This is a genomic window from Saccharothrix texasensis, assembly GCF_003752005.1.
In the GTDB taxonomy this organism is placed as follows: Bacteria; Actinomycetota; Actinomycetes; order Mycobacteriales; family Pseudonocardiaceae; genus Actinosynnema; species Actinosynnema texasense.
The window spans coordinates 6405248-6420640 of record NZ_RJKM01000001.1; the positions used below are offsets into that span (position 1 = coordinate 6405248).

Consider the following 15393-nt stretch of genomic DNA (forward strand, 5'->3'; position numbering starts at 1 on the left):
GCCGTGTCGATCGCCGTCCGCAGGCTCACCGCGGCACCTCCAGCGCGTACCCGATCCCGTGCACGGTCCGGATCAGGTCCGTGCCCAACTTCCGGCGCAACGCCTTGATGTGGCTGTCCACGGTCCGCGTCCCCGTGCCGTCGGCCCACCCCCACACCTCGCTCAGCAGCCGCTCGCGCGACTGCACGGCCCGCGGCCGTTCGGCGAGGTGCACCAGCAGCTCGAACTCGGTCGGCGTCAGGTGCGCCTCCGCCCCGCCGCGCACCACCCGCCGCTCGGCCAGGTCGATCTCCAGGTCGGCCACGGTGATGCGGTGCGCCGCCGCCGACGCCGCCCGCTCCACCCGCCGCAGCAGCGCGTGCACCCGCGCCGCCAGCTCGCGGATCGAGAACGGCTTGGTCAGGTAGTCGTCCGCGCCGACCGCGAGGCCGACCAGCAGGTCCGTCTCGTCGCCCCGGGCGGTCAGCATCAGCACCGGCACGGGCCGCTCGGCCTGGATGCGCCGGCACACCTCCAGCCCGTCGAACCCGGGCAGCATGACGTCCAGCACGACCAGGTCGGGCCGCACGTCACGGGCACGGGAGACGGCCGACGGGCCGTCGTGCGCCAGCTCGACCTCGAACCCCTCCGCCCGCAGCCTCGCGGCCACGGACTCGGCGATGGTCAGGTCGTCCTCGACCACCAGAACCCGGCGTGTCATGCGGCCGACTCTATGTCCGAGCCGTGGAGGCGGGCGGTGTGACTTGTGAACGTCCTGTGGAGACCGCGCACCTCGGGGCCCGGGGCCGAACGAGCGAATCTGGGAGCGCTCCCAGTCGGGAGCTGCTTAGCTGGTGGACGGGCGGGACTTCGACGAGGAGGTCTGGTCGTGCGACGGACGTTGAGCGCCGCGTTGGCGCTCGTATCGGTGATCTCGGCGACGCCGGCGGCGGCAGCCGGACCGGGATACGTGGAACTCGCCCTGCTGCCCGGCGGGACCAAGGGGTCGGCGGTCGACATCAACGACGCCGGCGTGGTCGTCGGCCGCGGCACCGACGCGGCGGGCAAGGCCAAACCGGTGCGCTGGGACGCCGAGGGCCGGATCACCGAGCTGACCCCGCCGCCCGGCGCCACGCCCGGGAAGGTCTTCGGGGTCGACGCGGACGGCGCGGCGTACGGCAACACCAGCGCCCCCGGCCGCAACTCGCAGGCCACCCGGTGGAACCCGGACGGCTCCACGACCGTCCTCGACGTCCCGCCCGGCGACACCTACAGCTTCGCCCTCGCGGTGAACGACGGCGGCACGGTCGTCGGCTACAGCGGCGACTACGCGACCGGCGTCCGCCGTGCCGTCCGCTGGGGTCGCGACGGGGCCGCCACCGTGCTGCCGGCTCCCGGGCCGGCCGCCACCACCGCCGCCGAAGCGAGCGCGATCGACGAGGCGGGCGTCATCGCGGGCATCGCCACCACCGAGGACGACCTCGCCCACCACGTGCGGTGGGACGACGGGGTCCTCACCGTCCTGGGCGTGGTGCCCGACGCCACGTACTCCGCCGTGACGGACGTGAACGGGCGGTACGTCGTCGGCCGGGTCCAGCGCGGCGACCGGACCGCCTTCGGCGTGCGGTGGGACGGCACGGCGCTCAGCGAGGTGCCGTCACCGACCGGCGACCACAGCCTCGTGCACGCCGTCGACGCGGAGGGCACGGCGTTCGGGCAGGTCACGAGCCGCCCGGCGAGGTGGGCGGCGGACGGCACCGTGTCGATCATGGCGTTGCCGGACGGGTACGCGGCGGGGGAGGTGCTGGAGCTCAACGACCGCGGCGTGGCCGCCGGCACGGCGATCAGCCGGTACGACCGCCCCATCCGCTGGTCGGCGTCGGGTGAGGTGACGTTGCTGCCGGCGCCGCCCGGGACCTACGGCTCCGCCCAGGGCATCAACGACGCCGGCGTGGTCGTGGGCGAGTACGGGGGCCGGCCGCTGCTGTGGCCCTGACCACCGGCTGTCGGAGGCACGTCCTAGGGTGACCCGGTGGCTGACGCGGTCCTGGAAGCGGTGCTGGAACGGATCACGTTCGCCAACGAGGAGACCGGCTACACGGTCGCCCGGGTCGACCCCGGCCGGGGCGGCGACCTCGTCACCGTGGTCGGGTCGCTCCTCGGCGCGCAGCCGGGCGAGTCGATCCGGATGCGCGGCCGGTGGGGCTCGCACCCGCAGTACGGCAAGCAGTTCCACGTCGACGACTACACGACCGTGCTGCCGGCCACCATCCAGGGCATCCGCCGCTACCTCGGCTCCGGCCTGATCAAGGGCATCGGGCCGGTGCTGGCCGACCGGATCGTCACCCACTTCGGCGTGGCCGCGCTCGACGTCATCGAGCACGAGCCGCAGCGCCTGATCGAGGTGCCCAAGCTCGGCCCGAAGCGCACCAAGCTGATCGCCGACGCGTGGGAGGAGCAGAAGGCCATCAAGGAGGTCATGGTCTTCCTCCAAGGCGTCGGCGTGTCGACATCGCTGGCCGTGCGCATCTACAAGCAGTACGACGACAAGGCCATCGAGGTCGTCCGCGAGGAGCCCTACCGGCTCGCCAACGACGTCTGGGGCATCGGGTTCCGCACCGCCGACGTGATCGCGAAGGCCGTCGGCATCCCGCACGACAGCCCGCAGCGGGTGAAGGCCGGGTTGCAGTTCACCCTGTCCGAGGCGACCGGCGACGGCAACTGCTACCTGCCCGAGAACGAGCTCATCGGCGACGCGATCAAGATCCTCCAGGTCGACGCGGGCCTGGTGATCGAGTGCCTGGCCGAGCTGGTGACCGAGGAGGGCGTGGTCCGCGAGGTCATGCCGGACGGCGAGCCGGGCATCTACCTGGTCGCCTTCCACCGGGCCGAGATCTCGCTGGCGAGCCAGCTGCTGCGGCTGCTCAGGACCGACGAGGAGCGGATGCCGGCGTTCCAGCAGGTCGACTGGGACCGGGCGTTCGCGTGGCTCGGCGCGTCACTGGAGGACAAGCAGCGCGACGCCGTCAAGCTGGCGTTGAGCCGCAAGGTGGCCGTGCTGACCGGCGGCCCCGGGTGCGGCAAGAGCTTCACCGTGCGGTCGATCGTGAAGCTGGCCGCGGCCAAGGGCGCGAAGGTCGTGCTGGCCGCGCCGACCGGCCGCGCCGCGAAGCGGCTCACCGAGCTGACCGGCCACGAGGCCCGCACCGTGCACCGCCTGCTGGAGCTCAAGCCCGGCGGTGACGCCGCCTACGACCGCGACCGGCCGCTCGACGCGGACCTCGTCGTCGTGGACGAGGCGTCGATGCTGGACCTGCTGCTGGCGAACAAGCTGGTCAAGGCCGTCGCACCGGGCGCGCACCTGCTGCTGGTCGGGGACGTCGACCAGCTGCCGTCCGTCGGCGCGGGCGAGGTGCTGCGCGACGTGCTGTCCGCCGACAGCCCCGTGCCGAACGTCCGCCTCACGCACATCTTCCGGCAGGCGCAGCAGTCCGGCGTCGTGACCAACGCCCACCGCATCAACCACGGCGACTACCCCGTCGTGCAGGGGATGCCCGACTTCTTCCTCTTCCCCGCCGAGGAGGCCGAGGACGCGGCAGCGCTGGTCGTCGACGTCGTCGCCAACCGCATCCCGCGCAAGTTCGGGCTCAAACCGCGCACGGACGTGCAGGTGCTCGCGCCGATGCACCGGGGTCCGGCGGGCGCGGGCGGCCTGAACGCGTTGCTGCAGGAAGCCCTGACACCGTCCAAACCGGACCTGCCGGAACGCCGGTTCGGCGGCCGGGTGTTCCGGGTCGGCGACAAGGTCACCCAGATGCGCAACAACTACGACAAGAACGTCTTCAACGGCACGCTCGGCATCGTCACGGCGATCGACGCGGTGGAGCAGAAGCTGACCGTTCGGACCGACGAGGAAGAGGACGTGGACTACGAGTTCGGCGAGCTGGACGAGCTGACCCACGCCTACGCCATGACGATTCACCGCTCACAGGGCAGTGAATACCCATGCGTCGTCATTCCAATCACGACCAGCGCGTGGATGATGTTGCAGCGCAACCTGCTGTACACGGCGGTCACGCGGGCGAAGAAGCTGGTCGTGCTGGTCGGGTCGCGCAAGGCGATCGGGCAGGCGGTCCGCACCGTGGGCGCGGGACGTCGGCACACGGCGCTGGACCACCGGCTGGCGCGGCTGGTGTGACCTCAGCCGGCCTGGAGCGACCCGTCGTCCAGCGCCGCCCGCTCGGCCGCCTCGGCGAAGGCGCTGCGGAAGTCCTCGATCTCCGTGCCGCCGAGCTTGACCACGTGGCCGTTCGTGTCCCACACCTCCACGAGTCCGTCGCTGACCGCGATCGAGCAGACGGACGGCAGGTTCTGGTTGTCCGTGCACCGGATCAGCCACTCCCGCTTGGTCTCCATGGGTCCCCTTTCGAGTGGTTCAAGGCTTGGCGAGGCCGAACTGGGCGGCCCGATTGCTAGCCTGGTCCTAGCTCAGATGATTATGCAACTGCTAGTCAGCAATTGACCCGATCGGATGACGACGATGCCGCTGACACCCACGGTCCGGCTCAAGTTCCTCTCGCTCTACATGCGCGAAGCCCGTGAACGCGCAGGTGTCGAGCCCAAAGAGGTCGCGAAGCTCCTCGGCCGGGACACCACGCGCGTCACCAAGATGGAGAAGGGCCGGGAGGGCCTGACCCCCGGTGACGCCAAGATGCTCCTCGACCACTACGGCGTGCACACCGAAGCGGAGAAGGCCGAGATCGTGGAGCTGGCCCGCACCCGGAGCCAGCGCGGCCGGTGGGCCGGTCACCGGGCCACGGTGCCGATGGAGCTGCGCCCGTACTACGACTTCGAGCTGGACTCCAGCGGGTTGCGCCTGTACGGCACGGAGTTGGTGCCCGGTGTGTTGCAGACGATGTCCTACATGCGCGCCCTCCTGGTCGCCCGCAACCGGGTCGACCGGGACAAGATCGACGATGTGATCACCATGCGGTTGGAGCGGCAGCAGATCCTGTTCCGGGACCAGCCGACCGACGCGGCGTTCGTGCTGAGCGAGAGTTGCGTGCGCCGGGTCTTCGGCGGCAACGCGGTGATGCACGAGCAGATGCTGCACCTGGCGAACCTGGCCCAGAGGCCCAACATCCGGATCCAGGTGCTGCCGTTCGACGCGCCGGGCGGTGCGAGCACGTTCGGCTTCACGATGCTGCGCATCCCCGCGCCCACCTCCGCGCCACCGCTGGAGATGGCCTACGTCGAGAACCTGCACGACGCCGACTACCTCGACGGCGACAAGGAGGTCGCCGACTACGCCAACCTGTGGGCCAACCTCACCGCGAACGCGCTCGGGGTGGAAGAATCGAGGAGGTTCGTGCTGGGCGTCGCCCAGAGCTACGCCTGATTGTGAGAGGTGGTCCCCGCCATGAAGCCGGACTTCTCGGACGCCCGGTTCAAGACGTCGAGCTACACCGAGGACAACGGGACCTGCGTGGAAGTGGCCGTCGCGGGGGGCTTCGCGGCGGTGCGCGACACGAAGAACCGCGAGGGTGGGCACGTGGCCGTTCCCGCGCGGTCCTTCGAGGCGTTCCTCCGCTCCCTGGCGGGTTAGCGCATCGGGAACGCGACGTCGCAGACCTCGTCGTCCGGGCCGGCGGCGTCGAAGTCGGCGAAGTAGACCTCGCGCGGCGCGTCGTGGATCGCGTGCCCGTTCTCCTTGATCCACGTGGCGACGGCGTCGTAGGCCGACAGGATCTGCGGGAACGCCACCTGCGCCTTGGTCAGCCGCACGTACGCCTCCCGGTGCGCCGCCTCCAGCCTGGCCGCCACCCCGTCCGGCGGCTCCGCCGCGTCGATCGGCACGCACGCCTCGACCGGTCCGTCGCTGTCCTCGTTCACCTCGCCGTGGTAGACGACGAACACCGCGCCGGACACACCGCCGTGGTCCTGCGCCGCCTTGACCAGCCGGCCCGTCGAGCTGTCGATCCAGTCGACGAGCGCGGGCTGGAGCAGGTGCCGCTGCTCCGTCAAGACCACCTGATCGGGTACTTCTCGCTGCTTGACCTCGTACATGTCGAGCAATCCCTTCCCTCCGGACAACATGACGCGGAGGTGGGCGGCCAAGCCGCGCCGCACGGCCATCCGGTGCTCGACCTCGGCCCAGTACCCGCCGACCAGGTCCGCCCGCACGTCCTCGGGCGCGGCGACGATGCGCGCCACGACCGCGAGCGGCATGTCCAGCCTGCGCAGCAGCGCCACCAGCCGGGCGGCGGCCAACTGGTCCTCGCGGTAGCGCCGGTAGCCGTTGCCCGTGTCGACCTCGGCCGGTCGCAGCAGGCCCTGGCGTTCGTACAGCCGCAGCGCCTTCACCGACAGCCGCGAGCGGCGGGAGAACTCCCCGATGCCCAGAAGCCGGGTGCCCGGTAGCCGCGCCACCCCCACATCCTCCATGGAGATGACCTTGCGGGCTGCCCCAAGGGACGAGTCAACCACCCCGTCCGACCACTCGTGGACCAACGGCGGGCTACTGGCGGTAACCCTCCACGGTGCGGGGGTCGCGGGCCTCGGCGGCGTCCGGGTCCATGCCGGCGGCCCGGCGCGCACGGCGTTGGCGCAGGAGGTCCCAGGTCTGGTCCAGGGCGACTTCGAGGTCGCGCAGCCGTCGGACGTCGCCGTCGCTCAGGCCCTCGCCGATGCGCGATCCCTCCAACCGGTGCTCTTCCTCCACCAGGCGGGTGATGCGCTCGACCAGTTCTTCGTCCGTCACGACTCCTCCTCCATCCGGACCAAGCGCCGGGGTACCTCACCGGCATCTGTCAAAACCCCCGTGCCGTCGCGGTGAGGAATGGCCGGATGGCGGGTGTGCAAGCAGGCGGTTCGTCCCCCATCCTCCTGCTCAACCCTGCCTAGGAGGAACAACCGTGAAGTCGACCAGACGTTCACTGCTGACGCTGGCCATAGCCGGTGTCGCGGCGGCGGCGGTGGTCACCGGGGGCACCCCCGGAACCGCCGGCCCCGCCCCCGAGACCGCCGCCGTCCAAGCCGGCCCGACCTACGTCTACAAGGTCCACGCGCCGCTCGGCGCCGCCGCCCAGAACCTGCTCGGGCGCGGCTTCGACGTGCTGGAGGACCGCGACGGCGACTCCCTGTTCGTGCTCGGCGACGCGACCACCGGCGCGGGCCTCGAACAAGCCGGGTTCACCGCCGTCATCGACGAGGTGCTGCCCGCCCCCGAGTGGCAGCCGCCCGCGAAGAAGTCGCAGTCGCCCACGTTCGAAGCGGCCGACATCAACGAGACCTACTACGGCGGCTACCGCACGATCAACGCCCACTGGTCGCACCTGGACCTCGTCGGGCAGCAGTACCCCGCGCTGACCACGCTCGTCGACTACGGCGACTCCTGGAAGAAGACCCAGGGCGCGGGCGGGTACGACCTGCGCGCCATCTGCATCACCAAGAAGAACACGGGCGACTGCGCGCTGAACACGTCCGCGCCGAAGCCGCGGTTCTTCGTGATGGGCCAGCTGCACGCCCGCGAGCTCACCACCGGTGACACGGCGTGGAAGTGGATCGACCACCTGACCACCGGGTACGGCGTCGACGCGGAGGTCACCGCGCTGCTCGACACCACCGAGGTGTGGGTCGTGCCGATCGCCAACCCGGACGGCGTGAACATCGTGCAGCAGGGCGGCAACTCGCCCCGCTACCAGCGCAAGAACGCCAACACCACGAACGGGTCGAACTGCTCCGGCACGTCGTCGTCGCAGATCGGCATCGACCTCAACCGCAACACCGACTCCCACTGGGGCGGCGAGGGCACGTCGTCCAACCCGTGCGACCAGACGTACAAGGGGCCGTCGGCGAACTCCGAGGTGGAGACGAAGGCGTTGCAGGCGCTGTGGCGCAACCTGTACCGCGACCGCCGCGGCACCGGCGTCACCGACGCCGCGCCCGCCGACACGACCGGCGTCGTGATCTCCATGCACAGCTACTCGAACCTGGTGCTGTTCCCGTGGGGCTGGACGACGCAGTACAAGACCGGCAACGACGCGCCGATGCGGGCCATGGCCAAGGACATGGCGACGATGGCCGGCGGCTGGCAGTACGGGCAGCCCGGTGAAGTGCTCTACAACGCGGCCGGCGCGACGGACGACTGGGTGTACGACGACCTGGGCGTGGCGTCGTTCGTGTGGGAGATCGGCCCGTCTTCGGGCTCGTGCTCCGGGTTCTTCCCGACCTACTCGTGCCAGGCGTCGACGTTCTGGCCGAAGACGAAGCCGATGCTGATGTACGCGGCGAAGAAGGCGGCCAACCCCTACGGCGGCGGCGGCAACCCGCCGGTCGGGTGCGCCCGGCAGACCAACGACGCCGACGTGGCGATCCCCGACAACGGCGCCGCGGTCACCAGCACGATCACCATCGCCGGCTGCGAGGGCAACGCTTCGGCGTCGTCGCAGGTGGAGGTGCACGTCGTGCACACCTACCGGGGTGACGTGGTGATCGACCTGGTCGCGCCGGACGGCACGGCCTACCGCCTGAAGGCGTCGAACAACGACTCGGGCGACAACATCGACACCACGTACACGGCGAACGTGTCGTCCGAGGCGCGCAACGGCGCTTGGCGGCTTCGCGTGCAGGACGTGTACTCGGCCGACACGGGCTACCTGAACTCGTGGAGCCTGACCGTCTAGTCCTCCTCGTCGTGCCGAACGTAGGCCTCCCGAGAGTCCTGCGTTCGGCACGCGAGAGTCCAACCTCCACGCCGCGCGTGTCCTACGTTCAGAACGCGTGTGTCCTACGTTCGCGCACCCCGAGTTGAACACTCAGACGTCGTACTCGCCGGTAGCGCGCGCGATATGACCTCGGGTCTCGTGACCGGATCGCGCAACCGCGCGAACAACTGGGGGTCGAACCCGTTCCCGGAGAAGGTGCGGCCGCCGCGTCGGCAAGTGAGCTGAGCGTTGAATTCAGGGGTCGCGAACGTAGGACACGCGCGTTCTGAACGTAGGACACGCGCGTTCCGAGCGTAGGACACACGCGACGTGAACGTAGGACTCACGTGGTTGGGAGGTAGGGCACGCGGGTAGGCGAAGGGCCCTGCGGGAAGTCCCGCAGGGCCCTTCGCGTGCAGAGCGGTTACTTGAGGCCGTTGCCCATCGCGGTGATGAGCTCGCCGTTGGAGGTGTCACCGTCGAGCGACCAGAAGAACGCGCCGCCGAGGCCCTGGGTCTTGGTGTAGCTCATCTTGCCGCCGATGGTGGCCGGGGTGTCGTAGCTCCACCACTGGTTGCCGCAGTACGCGTACGCGGTGCCCGCGATGGTGCCGGTGGCCGGGCACTTGGTCTTGAGGACCTTGTAGTCCTCGATGCCCGCCTCGTAGGTGCCCGGCGCCGCGCCGGTCGCCGTGCCGCCCGGAGCGGCCTGGGTCACGCCCGTCCAGCCGCGGCCGTAGAAGCCGATGCCGAGCAGCAGCTTGGCCGCCGGCACGCCCTTGCTCTTCAGCTTCTGGATCGCCGCGTCGGAGTTGAAGCCCGCCTGCGGGATGCCGGTGTAGGACGTCAGCGGCGAGTGGGGCGCCGTCGGGCCCTGGGCGTTGAACGCGCCGAAGTAGTCGTAGGTCATGACGTTGTACCAGTCGAGGTACTGCGCCGCGCCGCCGTAGTCGGCCGCGTCGATCTTGCCGCCGTTCGACCCGTCCGCCGTGATGGCGGCGGTGACGAGGTAGTTGGCGCCGAAGCGGGTGCGCAGGGCCTGCGAGACCGTCTTCATCGAGCTGAAGCCGGAGGTGTCGCAGGTCAGACCGCAGGCGTTCGGGTACTCCCAGTCGATGTCGATGCCGTCGAACACGTCCGCCCAGCGCGGGTCCTCGACCAGCTTGTAGCAGGAGTCGGCGAACGCGGCCGGGTTCTGCGCCGCCTGGCCGAAGCCGCCGGACCAGGTCCAACCGCCGAACGACCACAGCACCTTGATGTGCGGGTACATCTTCTTCAGCTTGCGCAGCTGGTTGAACGAGCCGCGCAGGGCGCCGGTGTCCCACGTGTCGGCGACGCCGTCGACGGAGTTCGCCGCGGTGTAGGCCATGTCGTAGTCGGCGTAGGCGTCACCGATGGTGCACTGGCCGTTCTGCACGTTGCCGAACGCGTAGTTGATGTGCGTCAGCTTCGAGGCCGAGCCGGAGGTGTGGATGTTCTTCACGAAGTACTGGCGGCCGTAGACGCCCCACTGGGTGAAGTAGCCGAGGTTCTTCCGCGAGCCGACCGGCGGGTTCGACGTGGTCGTCGTCGTGCCCGTGGTGGTGGTCGTCGTCGTGGTCGTAGTCGTCGTGGTGGTGGTCGTGGTCGTCGTCGGGTTGGTCCCGCCGGCGTCACACGACGCGCCGTTCAGCTTGCAGTTGGCCGGCCCGCTGAACGCGCCGGAGTAGGTCACGTTGAAGCCGAAGCTCACCGTGCCGCCGACGCCCACGCTGCCGTTCCACGTGTTCTTCACGGTCACGTGCTGGCCGCTGGTGGTGTACGAGCCGTCCCACAGGGAGCTGACCTTGTGGCCGGAGGGCAGGTCGAACTCGACCGTCCACGACGACAGGGCGGCCGTGCCGCCGTTGCGGATCGTGTACTTGCCCTCGTAGCCGGTGCCCCAGTCCGAGCCCTTGCTGAAGGTGGCCGAGACGCCGCCCGCACCGCTGGCCGCGGGTGCGACGACCAACCCCACCACCAACGTGGCGACCGCCACGAACAACGCTGTGACATGCCATCGGATCTTGGACATCGTGCTCCTTGTCAGGAAAGGAGTGCAGGGTTGACCACACGATGTGGTTCAGACCACTTCACGGTCAAGGTCTAGACCATTCTCGTCACTCTAATGGAGTAACACCAAACGCCCCGGAACCGGTTCCGGGACCGAACGACCACTAGGGGTTGATGAGCCTAAAGTCGCGCTCCCGCCAAGACCAGGGGCGGACGTCGGCACGTCGCCGGACGGCCAGAATCGGACCCGTCGAGGGATCCTCGGCCTCGCAGAGGGAGTCGCAGGGAGGAGCGTTGATGGTCAAGAGGGGAATCGCCTTAGCCACCGCCGTGGGGTTGGCGGTCGCGGGCATCGGCGGGACGGCGGTGGCCGAACCGTCGGTCGACCAGGCCGCGCGCGTCGACCGCCAGGTCGTGCAGCGGGCGTTGGACGACATCGCGCGGACGGCGGTCCAGGGGGTGCAGGTCCGGGTCGTCGACGGCCGGCAGGAGTTCACCGCCCGCAGCGGCACGGCGCGGATCGACTCACCGCGCCCCGTGCCGACCGACGGCCGGTTCCGGGTCGGCAGCATCACCAAGACGTTCGTGTCGACCGTCGTGCTCCAGTTGGTCGGCGAGGGGAAGGTCGACCTGGACGCGCCGGTGCAGCGGTACCTGCCCGGCCTGCTCCCGCACGGTGACCGGATCACCGTGCGCAACCTGCTGCAGCACACCAGCGGCCTCTACAACTACACCGAGGCCCTGCCGCTCGACCCGGACGGCGTGGTGGCCACCCGGTACAAGACGTGGGCGCCCACCGAGCTGGTGGCCCTGTCCACGGCCAAACCGCTCGACTTCGAGCCGGGCACCGCGTGGCAGTACTCGAACACCAACTACGTCGTGGCCGGGATGCTGGTGGAGAAGCTCACCGGCCGGCCGTACGGGGTGGCGGTCGCGCAGCGCGTGCTGCGCCCGCTGGGGCTGCGGTCGACGTCCGTGCCCGGCACCCGGATCGACATCCCCGGTCCGCACGCGCGCGGCTACCTCAGGGCCGGCGGCCAGGTCGTGGACATCACGGAGATCAACCCCTCGGTCGCCTACGCGGCGGGAGAGATGATCTCCACGACGGCCGACCTCGACCGGTTCGCGGACGCGCTGCTGGACGGTCGCCTGCTCCGCCCGGCACAGCAGAGGGAGCTGACCTCGACGTTGCCGATCACCGAGGGCTACGGCCTGGGCATCGAGGCACAGCAGATGCCGTGCGGCGTCACGGTCTGGGGCCACAGCGGCGGCATCCCCGGCTACAACAGCCTGGTGATCGGCACGGCGGACACGAAGACCCGGCTGACGCTGTCCGCGACCTCCGAGCCCGACCCGGGTGAGCTCGCGGGCTACCAGGAGCTGCTGAACGAGGTGTTCTGCTGATCTCCCGGACGCGGTGACGCGGTGAGGGCGTCCGACCGGGGACGCCCTCACCGCTCGTCGCTCAGTCCCGCCACTGCTCCGCCGGCGCGACGCCCGGCAGCGGCCGGCCGACGAGGGCCACCGGGATGAAGAAGCAGACCTGGCCGATCGCCAGGGTCAGGGTGACCAACGCCTTGTCGTCGTAGTGCGCGGACGCCAGGGCGTACAGCTCGTCGGTGACGCGCTCGCCGAGCGGGTTGGGGGTGAGCACGGCCTCCACGAGCGCCAGCGCGGCCCGTTCGGCGGCGGTGAAGTGGGGCGCGTCCCGCCACGACGCGACGGCCGTGATGCGCTCCTCCGCCTCGCCGGCTCTGCGGAGGTTGCCGGTGTGCAGCGTGGTCAGGTAGGTGCTGCCGACGATCTGCCCGGCGCGCAGCTGCACGAGGCCGACGGTGGTCTGCGGGATGGAGCCGTTGCCGACGGCCTGGAACAGCGCTCCGCCGATCTGCGCCAGCTCGGGGACGAGCGCGGCGGGGTCGGGCAGGCGTGACTGGCGGGTGTCCTGGGTGGCGGTCATGGTGGGGTGGGTCCTTCCCGGATTTCGTTGCTGTCACCGCGTTGACGCGCCTCGGAGCGAGGATGTGACCGCGCGGTGGACGGCGGCGGCGACTTCTCCCCGCACGACCTCGGAAGCGGATGGCGAGGAAAGGTGACCGGGCCGGCGGTCACATCGCGGACGTCCCGTTCGTCATGGGTTCGTCCGCGACACGAGAGGTGATCATGAACGACAGCGACTTCCTGGCCCGGCGCTTCGAGGAGCACCGCGCGCACCTGAAGGCGGTGGCCTACCGGATGCTCGGCTCCCTGGCCGAGGCTGACGACGCCGTCCAGGAAGCCTGGCTGCGCTTGGACCGCGCCGAGACCGGGGACATCGACAACCTCGGCGGCTGGCTGACCACGGTCGTCGGCCGGGTCTGCCTCGACCTGCTGCGCTCACGGCGGCAGCGCCGGGAAGACCCGCTCGACGACCGCCTGCCCGACCCGGTCGTCACCGAGGAGGTCGCCGACCCGGAGCACCGGGTGCTGCTGGCGGACTCGGTGAGCCTGGCGCTGCTGGTGGTGCTGGAGTCGCTCAACCCCGCCGAACGGCTGGCGTTCGTCCTGCACGACTTGTTCGGCCTGCCGTTCGAGGAGATCGCCCCGATCCTGGACCGCACGCCGGTCGCGGCCAGGAAGCTGGCCAGCCGGGCCCGGCAACGCGTCCAGGGCGCGGCGCCCGCGCCGGACCCCGACCCGGCGGCGCATCGCCGGGTCGTCGACGCGTTCCTGAGCGCCGCGCGCGGCGGCGACCTCACCGCCCTGCTGGCCGTCCTCGACCCCGAGGTCACCCTGCGCGCCGACGGCGGCAAGGCGCTCGTCGGCGGCATGAAGGTCCTGCACGGTGCCGCGGCCGTGGCCGGGCAACTCGACACCTTCCACCGCATGGCGACCCTCACCACCACGCGTCCCGCGCTGGTCAACGGCACGGCGGGGTTGGTCACCACCGTCGAGGGCCGACTGTTCTCGATCGTCGGCTTCACCGTCGCGGACGAGCGGATCGTCGAGATCGACATCCTGTCCGACCCCGACCGGTTGTCCCGTGTCCACGTCGACCTGGCGGTGAAGAGTGCGCGGGCGAGGCGCTGAACGCCCGACGGCCCGTCCGGGGGCAGGACGGGCCGTCGGGTGGGGAAGAGCGCGGCGGCCGGGCGGCAGCCCCCGTGCCCTGGGTCTAGGTGGTGGCGAGGAACTTCTCCACCTGCTCCACGACGAACGCGTGGTCCTCGGCCTGGGGCAGGCCCGAGACGCCGACGGTGCCGACCAGGCCGACGCCGGCCACGTTCACCGGGAACACGCCGCCGTGCGCGGCATAGCGGTCGGGGTCGAGGCGCGAGTCCGCGTCGAACGTCTTGCCGCTCACCCGGAAGCTCTCGCCGACCCGGTAGGAGCTCTGGCCGTAGCGGTCCACGACGCGGCTCTTGCGGTCGATCCACTCGTCGTTGTCCGCCGAGGTGCCCGGCAGCGCCGCGTGGAACAGGCGTTGCTGCCCCCGGCGCACCGAGATCGTGACCGGCAGCGACCGTTCGCGGGCGGCGTCCAGCAGGAACGCGCCCAGTGCCAGCGCCACCTCGTTGTCGAAGGACGTGAACACCAGTCGGGACTCCTGCTCGACCAACGTCTCCAGCAAGCTCACAGCGACATCACCTGTCCGGTCCGGGCGGAGGCGAACGCCGCCTCGATGACTTCCAGCGCGCGCACCGCGGACTCCGGCTCGACCGGCAGGGGGCCGCCGTCGGTCAGGGCGGCGACCAGCAGCCGGTAGAACTCGGAGTAGGCGCCGGGCAGGCCGACGACGTCCTCCGCGTCGTCCAGCAACCCCAACCGGCCGTTTGTCGACAAATCTTCAAACGGCTTGCCCGCGGCCAAGGCGTCCTCCTGGCGGTCGAGGCCGTGCGAGACGTACGCGCCGGTCGAGCCCAGCACACGGAACCGCGGCCCGTGCTCCGGTGCGGCGGAACTGGCCCAAAGGTGTGAACGCACGCCGTTCACGTGCGTCAACGCCACGAACACGTCGTCGTCCACCTCGACGCCCGGTCGCCGCAGGTCCAGTTCCGCGTACACGGTCGACACCGGGCCGAACAGCTCCAACGCCTGGTCGACCAGGTGCGCGCCCAGGTCGTACAGCAGGCCGCCCGCCTCGTCGGGCGCACCGAACTCGCGCCAGTTGTCCCAGACCTCCGGCGTCCACCGCTCGAACCGCGACTCGAACCGGGTCACCGCGCCCAGCGCGCCCTCGGCCAGCAGCGACCGGACCGTGCGGAAGTCGCCGTCCCACCGCCGGTTCTGGAAGACCGTCACCGGCACGTTCCGGTCCTTCGCCGCCTGGAGGACGCGGCGCGCGTCGGCCGACGTCGGCGCGAACGGCTTGTCGACCACGACCGCGATGCCGGCCTCGATCGCGGCCAGCGCCAACGGCACGTGCGTGCGGTTCGGGGTGGCGACCACGATCAGGTCCAGGTCGAGCTCGAACAGTTCCTCGACCGTGGCCGGCAGGGCGAGGCCGGGGTAGGTGGCCTCGGCGTGCGCCCGACGGGTGGCGTCCGAGGTGACGACGGCGCTCAGCTCGAGGCCTGGTGTCGCCGCGATCAGCGGCGCGTGGAACACCCGGCCGGCGATGCCGTAGCCGAGCAGTCCGGTGCGGAGAGACATGGCAGTGATTAAAGCAACGGCGTGTAGTAAAAAGCCAGGTGCGATG

15 protein-coding genes are annotated in these 15393 nt (G+C 70.6%); 7 read left to right on the forward strand and 8 right to left on the reverse strand.

From position 1 onward, the window contains the following. Positions 1 to 25 precede the first annotated feature (25 nt). Positions 26 to 700 (reverse strand): response regulator transcription factor, encoded by a 675-nt coding sequence (locus EDD40_RS28435; protein ID WP_123745643.1) that lies wholly within the window; start codon positions 698 to 700, stop codon positions 26 to 28. A 168-nt stretch (positions 701 to 868) separates the two neighbouring features. Here EDD40_RS28435 and EDD40_RS28440 point away from each other — a divergent pair, with 168 nt between their 5' ends. Continuing rightward, a complete protein-coding gene (locus EDD40_RS28440; RefSeq protein WP_123745644.1) occupies positions 869 to 1975 on the forward strand; it encodes a hypothetical protein in 1107 nt (368 codons plus the stop codon). A gap of 36 nt (positions 1976 to 2011) precedes the next feature. Continuing rightward, the gene (gene recD2 / locus EDD40_RS28445; protein WP_123745645.1) at positions 2012 to 4177 is read left to right on the forward strand and encodes an SF1B family DNA helicase RecD2; all 2166 of its coding nucleotides are present in this window, start codon (positions 2012 to 2014) and stop codon (positions 4175 to 4177) included. Positions 4178 to 4179: 2 nt separating this feature from the next. Here the strand turns inward: recD2 and EDD40_RS28450 are convergent, their stop codons facing one another. Continuing rightward, positions 4180 to 4395, reverse strand: a complete 216-nt coding sequence (locus EDD40_RS28450) for a hypothetical protein (protein WP_123745646.1) — start codon at positions 4393 to 4395, stop codon at positions 4180 to 4182. Between the two features lie 124 nt (positions 4396 to 4519). On the opposite strand from EDD40_RS28450, the gene EDD40_RS28455 reads away from it, so the two are divergent. Beyond that, on the forward strand, positions 4520 to 5377 hold the full coding sequence (locus EDD40_RS28455) for a helix-turn-helix domain-containing protein (protein WP_246037857.1): 858 nt from the start codon (positions 4520 to 4522) through the stop codon (positions 5375 to 5377). A 21-nt stretch (positions 5378 to 5398) separates the two neighbouring features. Further along, entirely contained in the window at positions 5399 to 5584 is a 186-nt protein-coding gene (locus EDD40_RS28460) for a DUF397 domain-containing protein (RefSeq protein ID WP_170185220.1), read from the forward strand. Here EDD40_RS28460 and EDD40_RS28465 read toward each other — a convergent pair. Together EDD40_RS28465 and EDD40_RS28470 are read right to left on the reverse strand one after the other, a co-directional pair. Further along, positions 5581 to 6423, reverse strand: a complete 843-nt coding sequence (locus EDD40_RS28465) for a MerR family transcriptional regulator (protein WP_123745649.1) — start codon at positions 6421 to 6423, stop codon at positions 5581 to 5583. The genes EDD40_RS28460 and EDD40_RS28465 overlap by 4 nt on opposite strands. 73 nt (positions 6424 to 6496) lie before the next feature. Then, a complete protein-coding gene (locus EDD40_RS28470; protein ID WP_123745650.1) occupies positions 6497 to 6739 on the reverse strand; it encodes a DUF2630 family protein in 243 nt (80 codons plus the stop codon). A 154-nt stretch (positions 6740 to 6893) separates the two neighbouring features. Here EDD40_RS28470 and EDD40_RS28475 point away from each other — a divergent pair, with 154 nt between their 5' ends. Beyond that, positions 6894 to 8663, forward strand: a complete 1770-nt coding sequence (locus EDD40_RS28475) for a M14 family zinc carboxypeptidase (RefSeq protein ID WP_246037858.1) — start codon at positions 6894 to 6896, stop codon at positions 8661 to 8663. A gap of 445 nt (positions 8664 to 9108) precedes the next feature. Here EDD40_RS28475 and EDD40_RS28480 read toward each other — a convergent pair whose 3' ends face one another. Further along, positions 9109 to 10737, reverse strand: coding sequence for a glycosyl hydrolase family 18 protein (locus tag EDD40_RS28480; protein ID WP_123745651.1), 1629 nt, complete (start codon positions 10735 to 10737; stop codon positions 9109 to 9111). 275 nt (positions 10738 to 11012) lie between these two features. Here EDD40_RS28480 and EDD40_RS28485 point away from each other — a divergent pair, with 275 nt between their 5' ends. After that, entirely contained in the window at positions 11013 to 12119 is a 1107-nt protein-coding gene (locus EDD40_RS28485; RefSeq protein ID WP_123745652.1) for a serine hydrolase domain-containing protein, read from the forward strand. Positions 12120 to 12180: 61 nt separating this feature from the next. On the opposite strand, the gene EDD40_RS28490 is transcribed toward EDD40_RS28485, so the two are convergent. Next, positions 12181 to 12675: a carboxymuconolactone decarboxylase family protein gene (locus tag EDD40_RS28490; RefSeq protein WP_123745653.1), complete on the reverse strand. Its 495-nt coding sequence runs from the start codon at positions 12673 to 12675 to the stop codon at positions 12181 to 12183. A 203-nt stretch (positions 12676 to 12878) separates the two neighbouring features. On the opposite strand from EDD40_RS28490, the gene sigJ reads away from it, so the two are divergent. Further along, positions 12879 to 13784: an RNA polymerase sigma factor SigJ gene (sigJ, locus tag EDD40_RS28495; RefSeq protein ID WP_123748344.1), complete on the forward strand. Its 906-nt coding sequence runs from the start codon at positions 12879 to 12881 to the stop codon at positions 13782 to 13784. 85 nt (positions 13785 to 13869) lie between these two features. On the opposite strand, the gene EDD40_RS28500 is transcribed toward sigJ, so the two are convergent. Both EDD40_RS28500 and EDD40_RS28505 read right to left on the reverse strand, forming a co-directional pair. Then, positions 13870 to 14331 carry a heme-degrading domain-containing protein gene (locus tag EDD40_RS28500; RefSeq protein ID WP_123745654.1) on the reverse strand — a complete coding sequence of 154 codons (462 nt, stop codon included), beginning with the start codon at positions 14329 to 14331 and terminating at the stop codon, positions 13870 to 13872. Further along, entirely contained in the window at positions 14328 to 15347 is a 1020-nt protein-coding gene (locus EDD40_RS28505) for a Gfo/Idh/MocA family protein (RefSeq protein ID WP_123745655.1), read from the reverse strand. Before EDD40_RS28505 ends, EDD40_RS28500 begins: the two co-directional genes overlap by 4 nt. Between the last annotated feature and the right edge of the window lie 46 nt (positions 15348 to 15393).

Coding starts and splice junctions, on each gene's coding strand:
- EDD40_RS28465 (WP_123745649.1), bottom strand. CDS start 6,423: ATGGAGGATGTGGGGGTGGCGCGGCTACCGGGCACCCGGCTTCTGGGC.
- sigJ (WP_123748344.1), top strand. CDS start 12,879: ATGAACGACAGCGACTTCCTGGCCCGGCGCTTCGAGGAGCACCGCGCG.
- EDD40_RS28450 (WP_123745646.1), bottom strand. CDS start 4,395: ATGGAGACCAAGCGGGAGTGGCTGATCCGGTGCACGGACAACCAGAAC.
- EDD40_RS28435 (WP_123745643.1), bottom strand. CDS start 700: ATGACACGCCGGGTTCTGGTGGTCGAGGACGACCTGACCATCGCCGAG.
- EDD40_RS28480 (WP_123745651.1), bottom strand. CDS start 10,737: ATGTCCAAGATCCGATGGCATGTCACAGCGTTGTTCGTGGCGGTCGCC.
- EDD40_RS28485 (WP_123745652.1), top strand. CDS start 11,013: ATGGTCAAGAGGGGAATCGCCTTAGCCACCGCCGTGGGGTTGGCGGTC.
- EDD40_RS28460 (WP_170185220.1), top strand. CDS start 5,399: ATGAAGCCGGACTTCTCGGACGCCCGGTTCAAGACGTCGAGCTACACC.
- EDD40_RS28505 (WP_123745655.1), bottom strand. CDS start 15,347: ATGTCTCTCCGCACCGGACTGCTCGGCTACGGCATCGCCGGCCGGGTG.
- EDD40_RS28490 (WP_123745653.1), bottom strand. CDS start 12,675: ATGACCGCCACCCAGGACACCCGCCAGTCACGCCTGCCCGACCCCGCC.
- EDD40_RS28455 (WP_246037857.1), top strand. CDS start 4,520: ATGCCGCTGACACCCACGGTCCGGCTCAAGTTCCTCTCGCTCTACATG.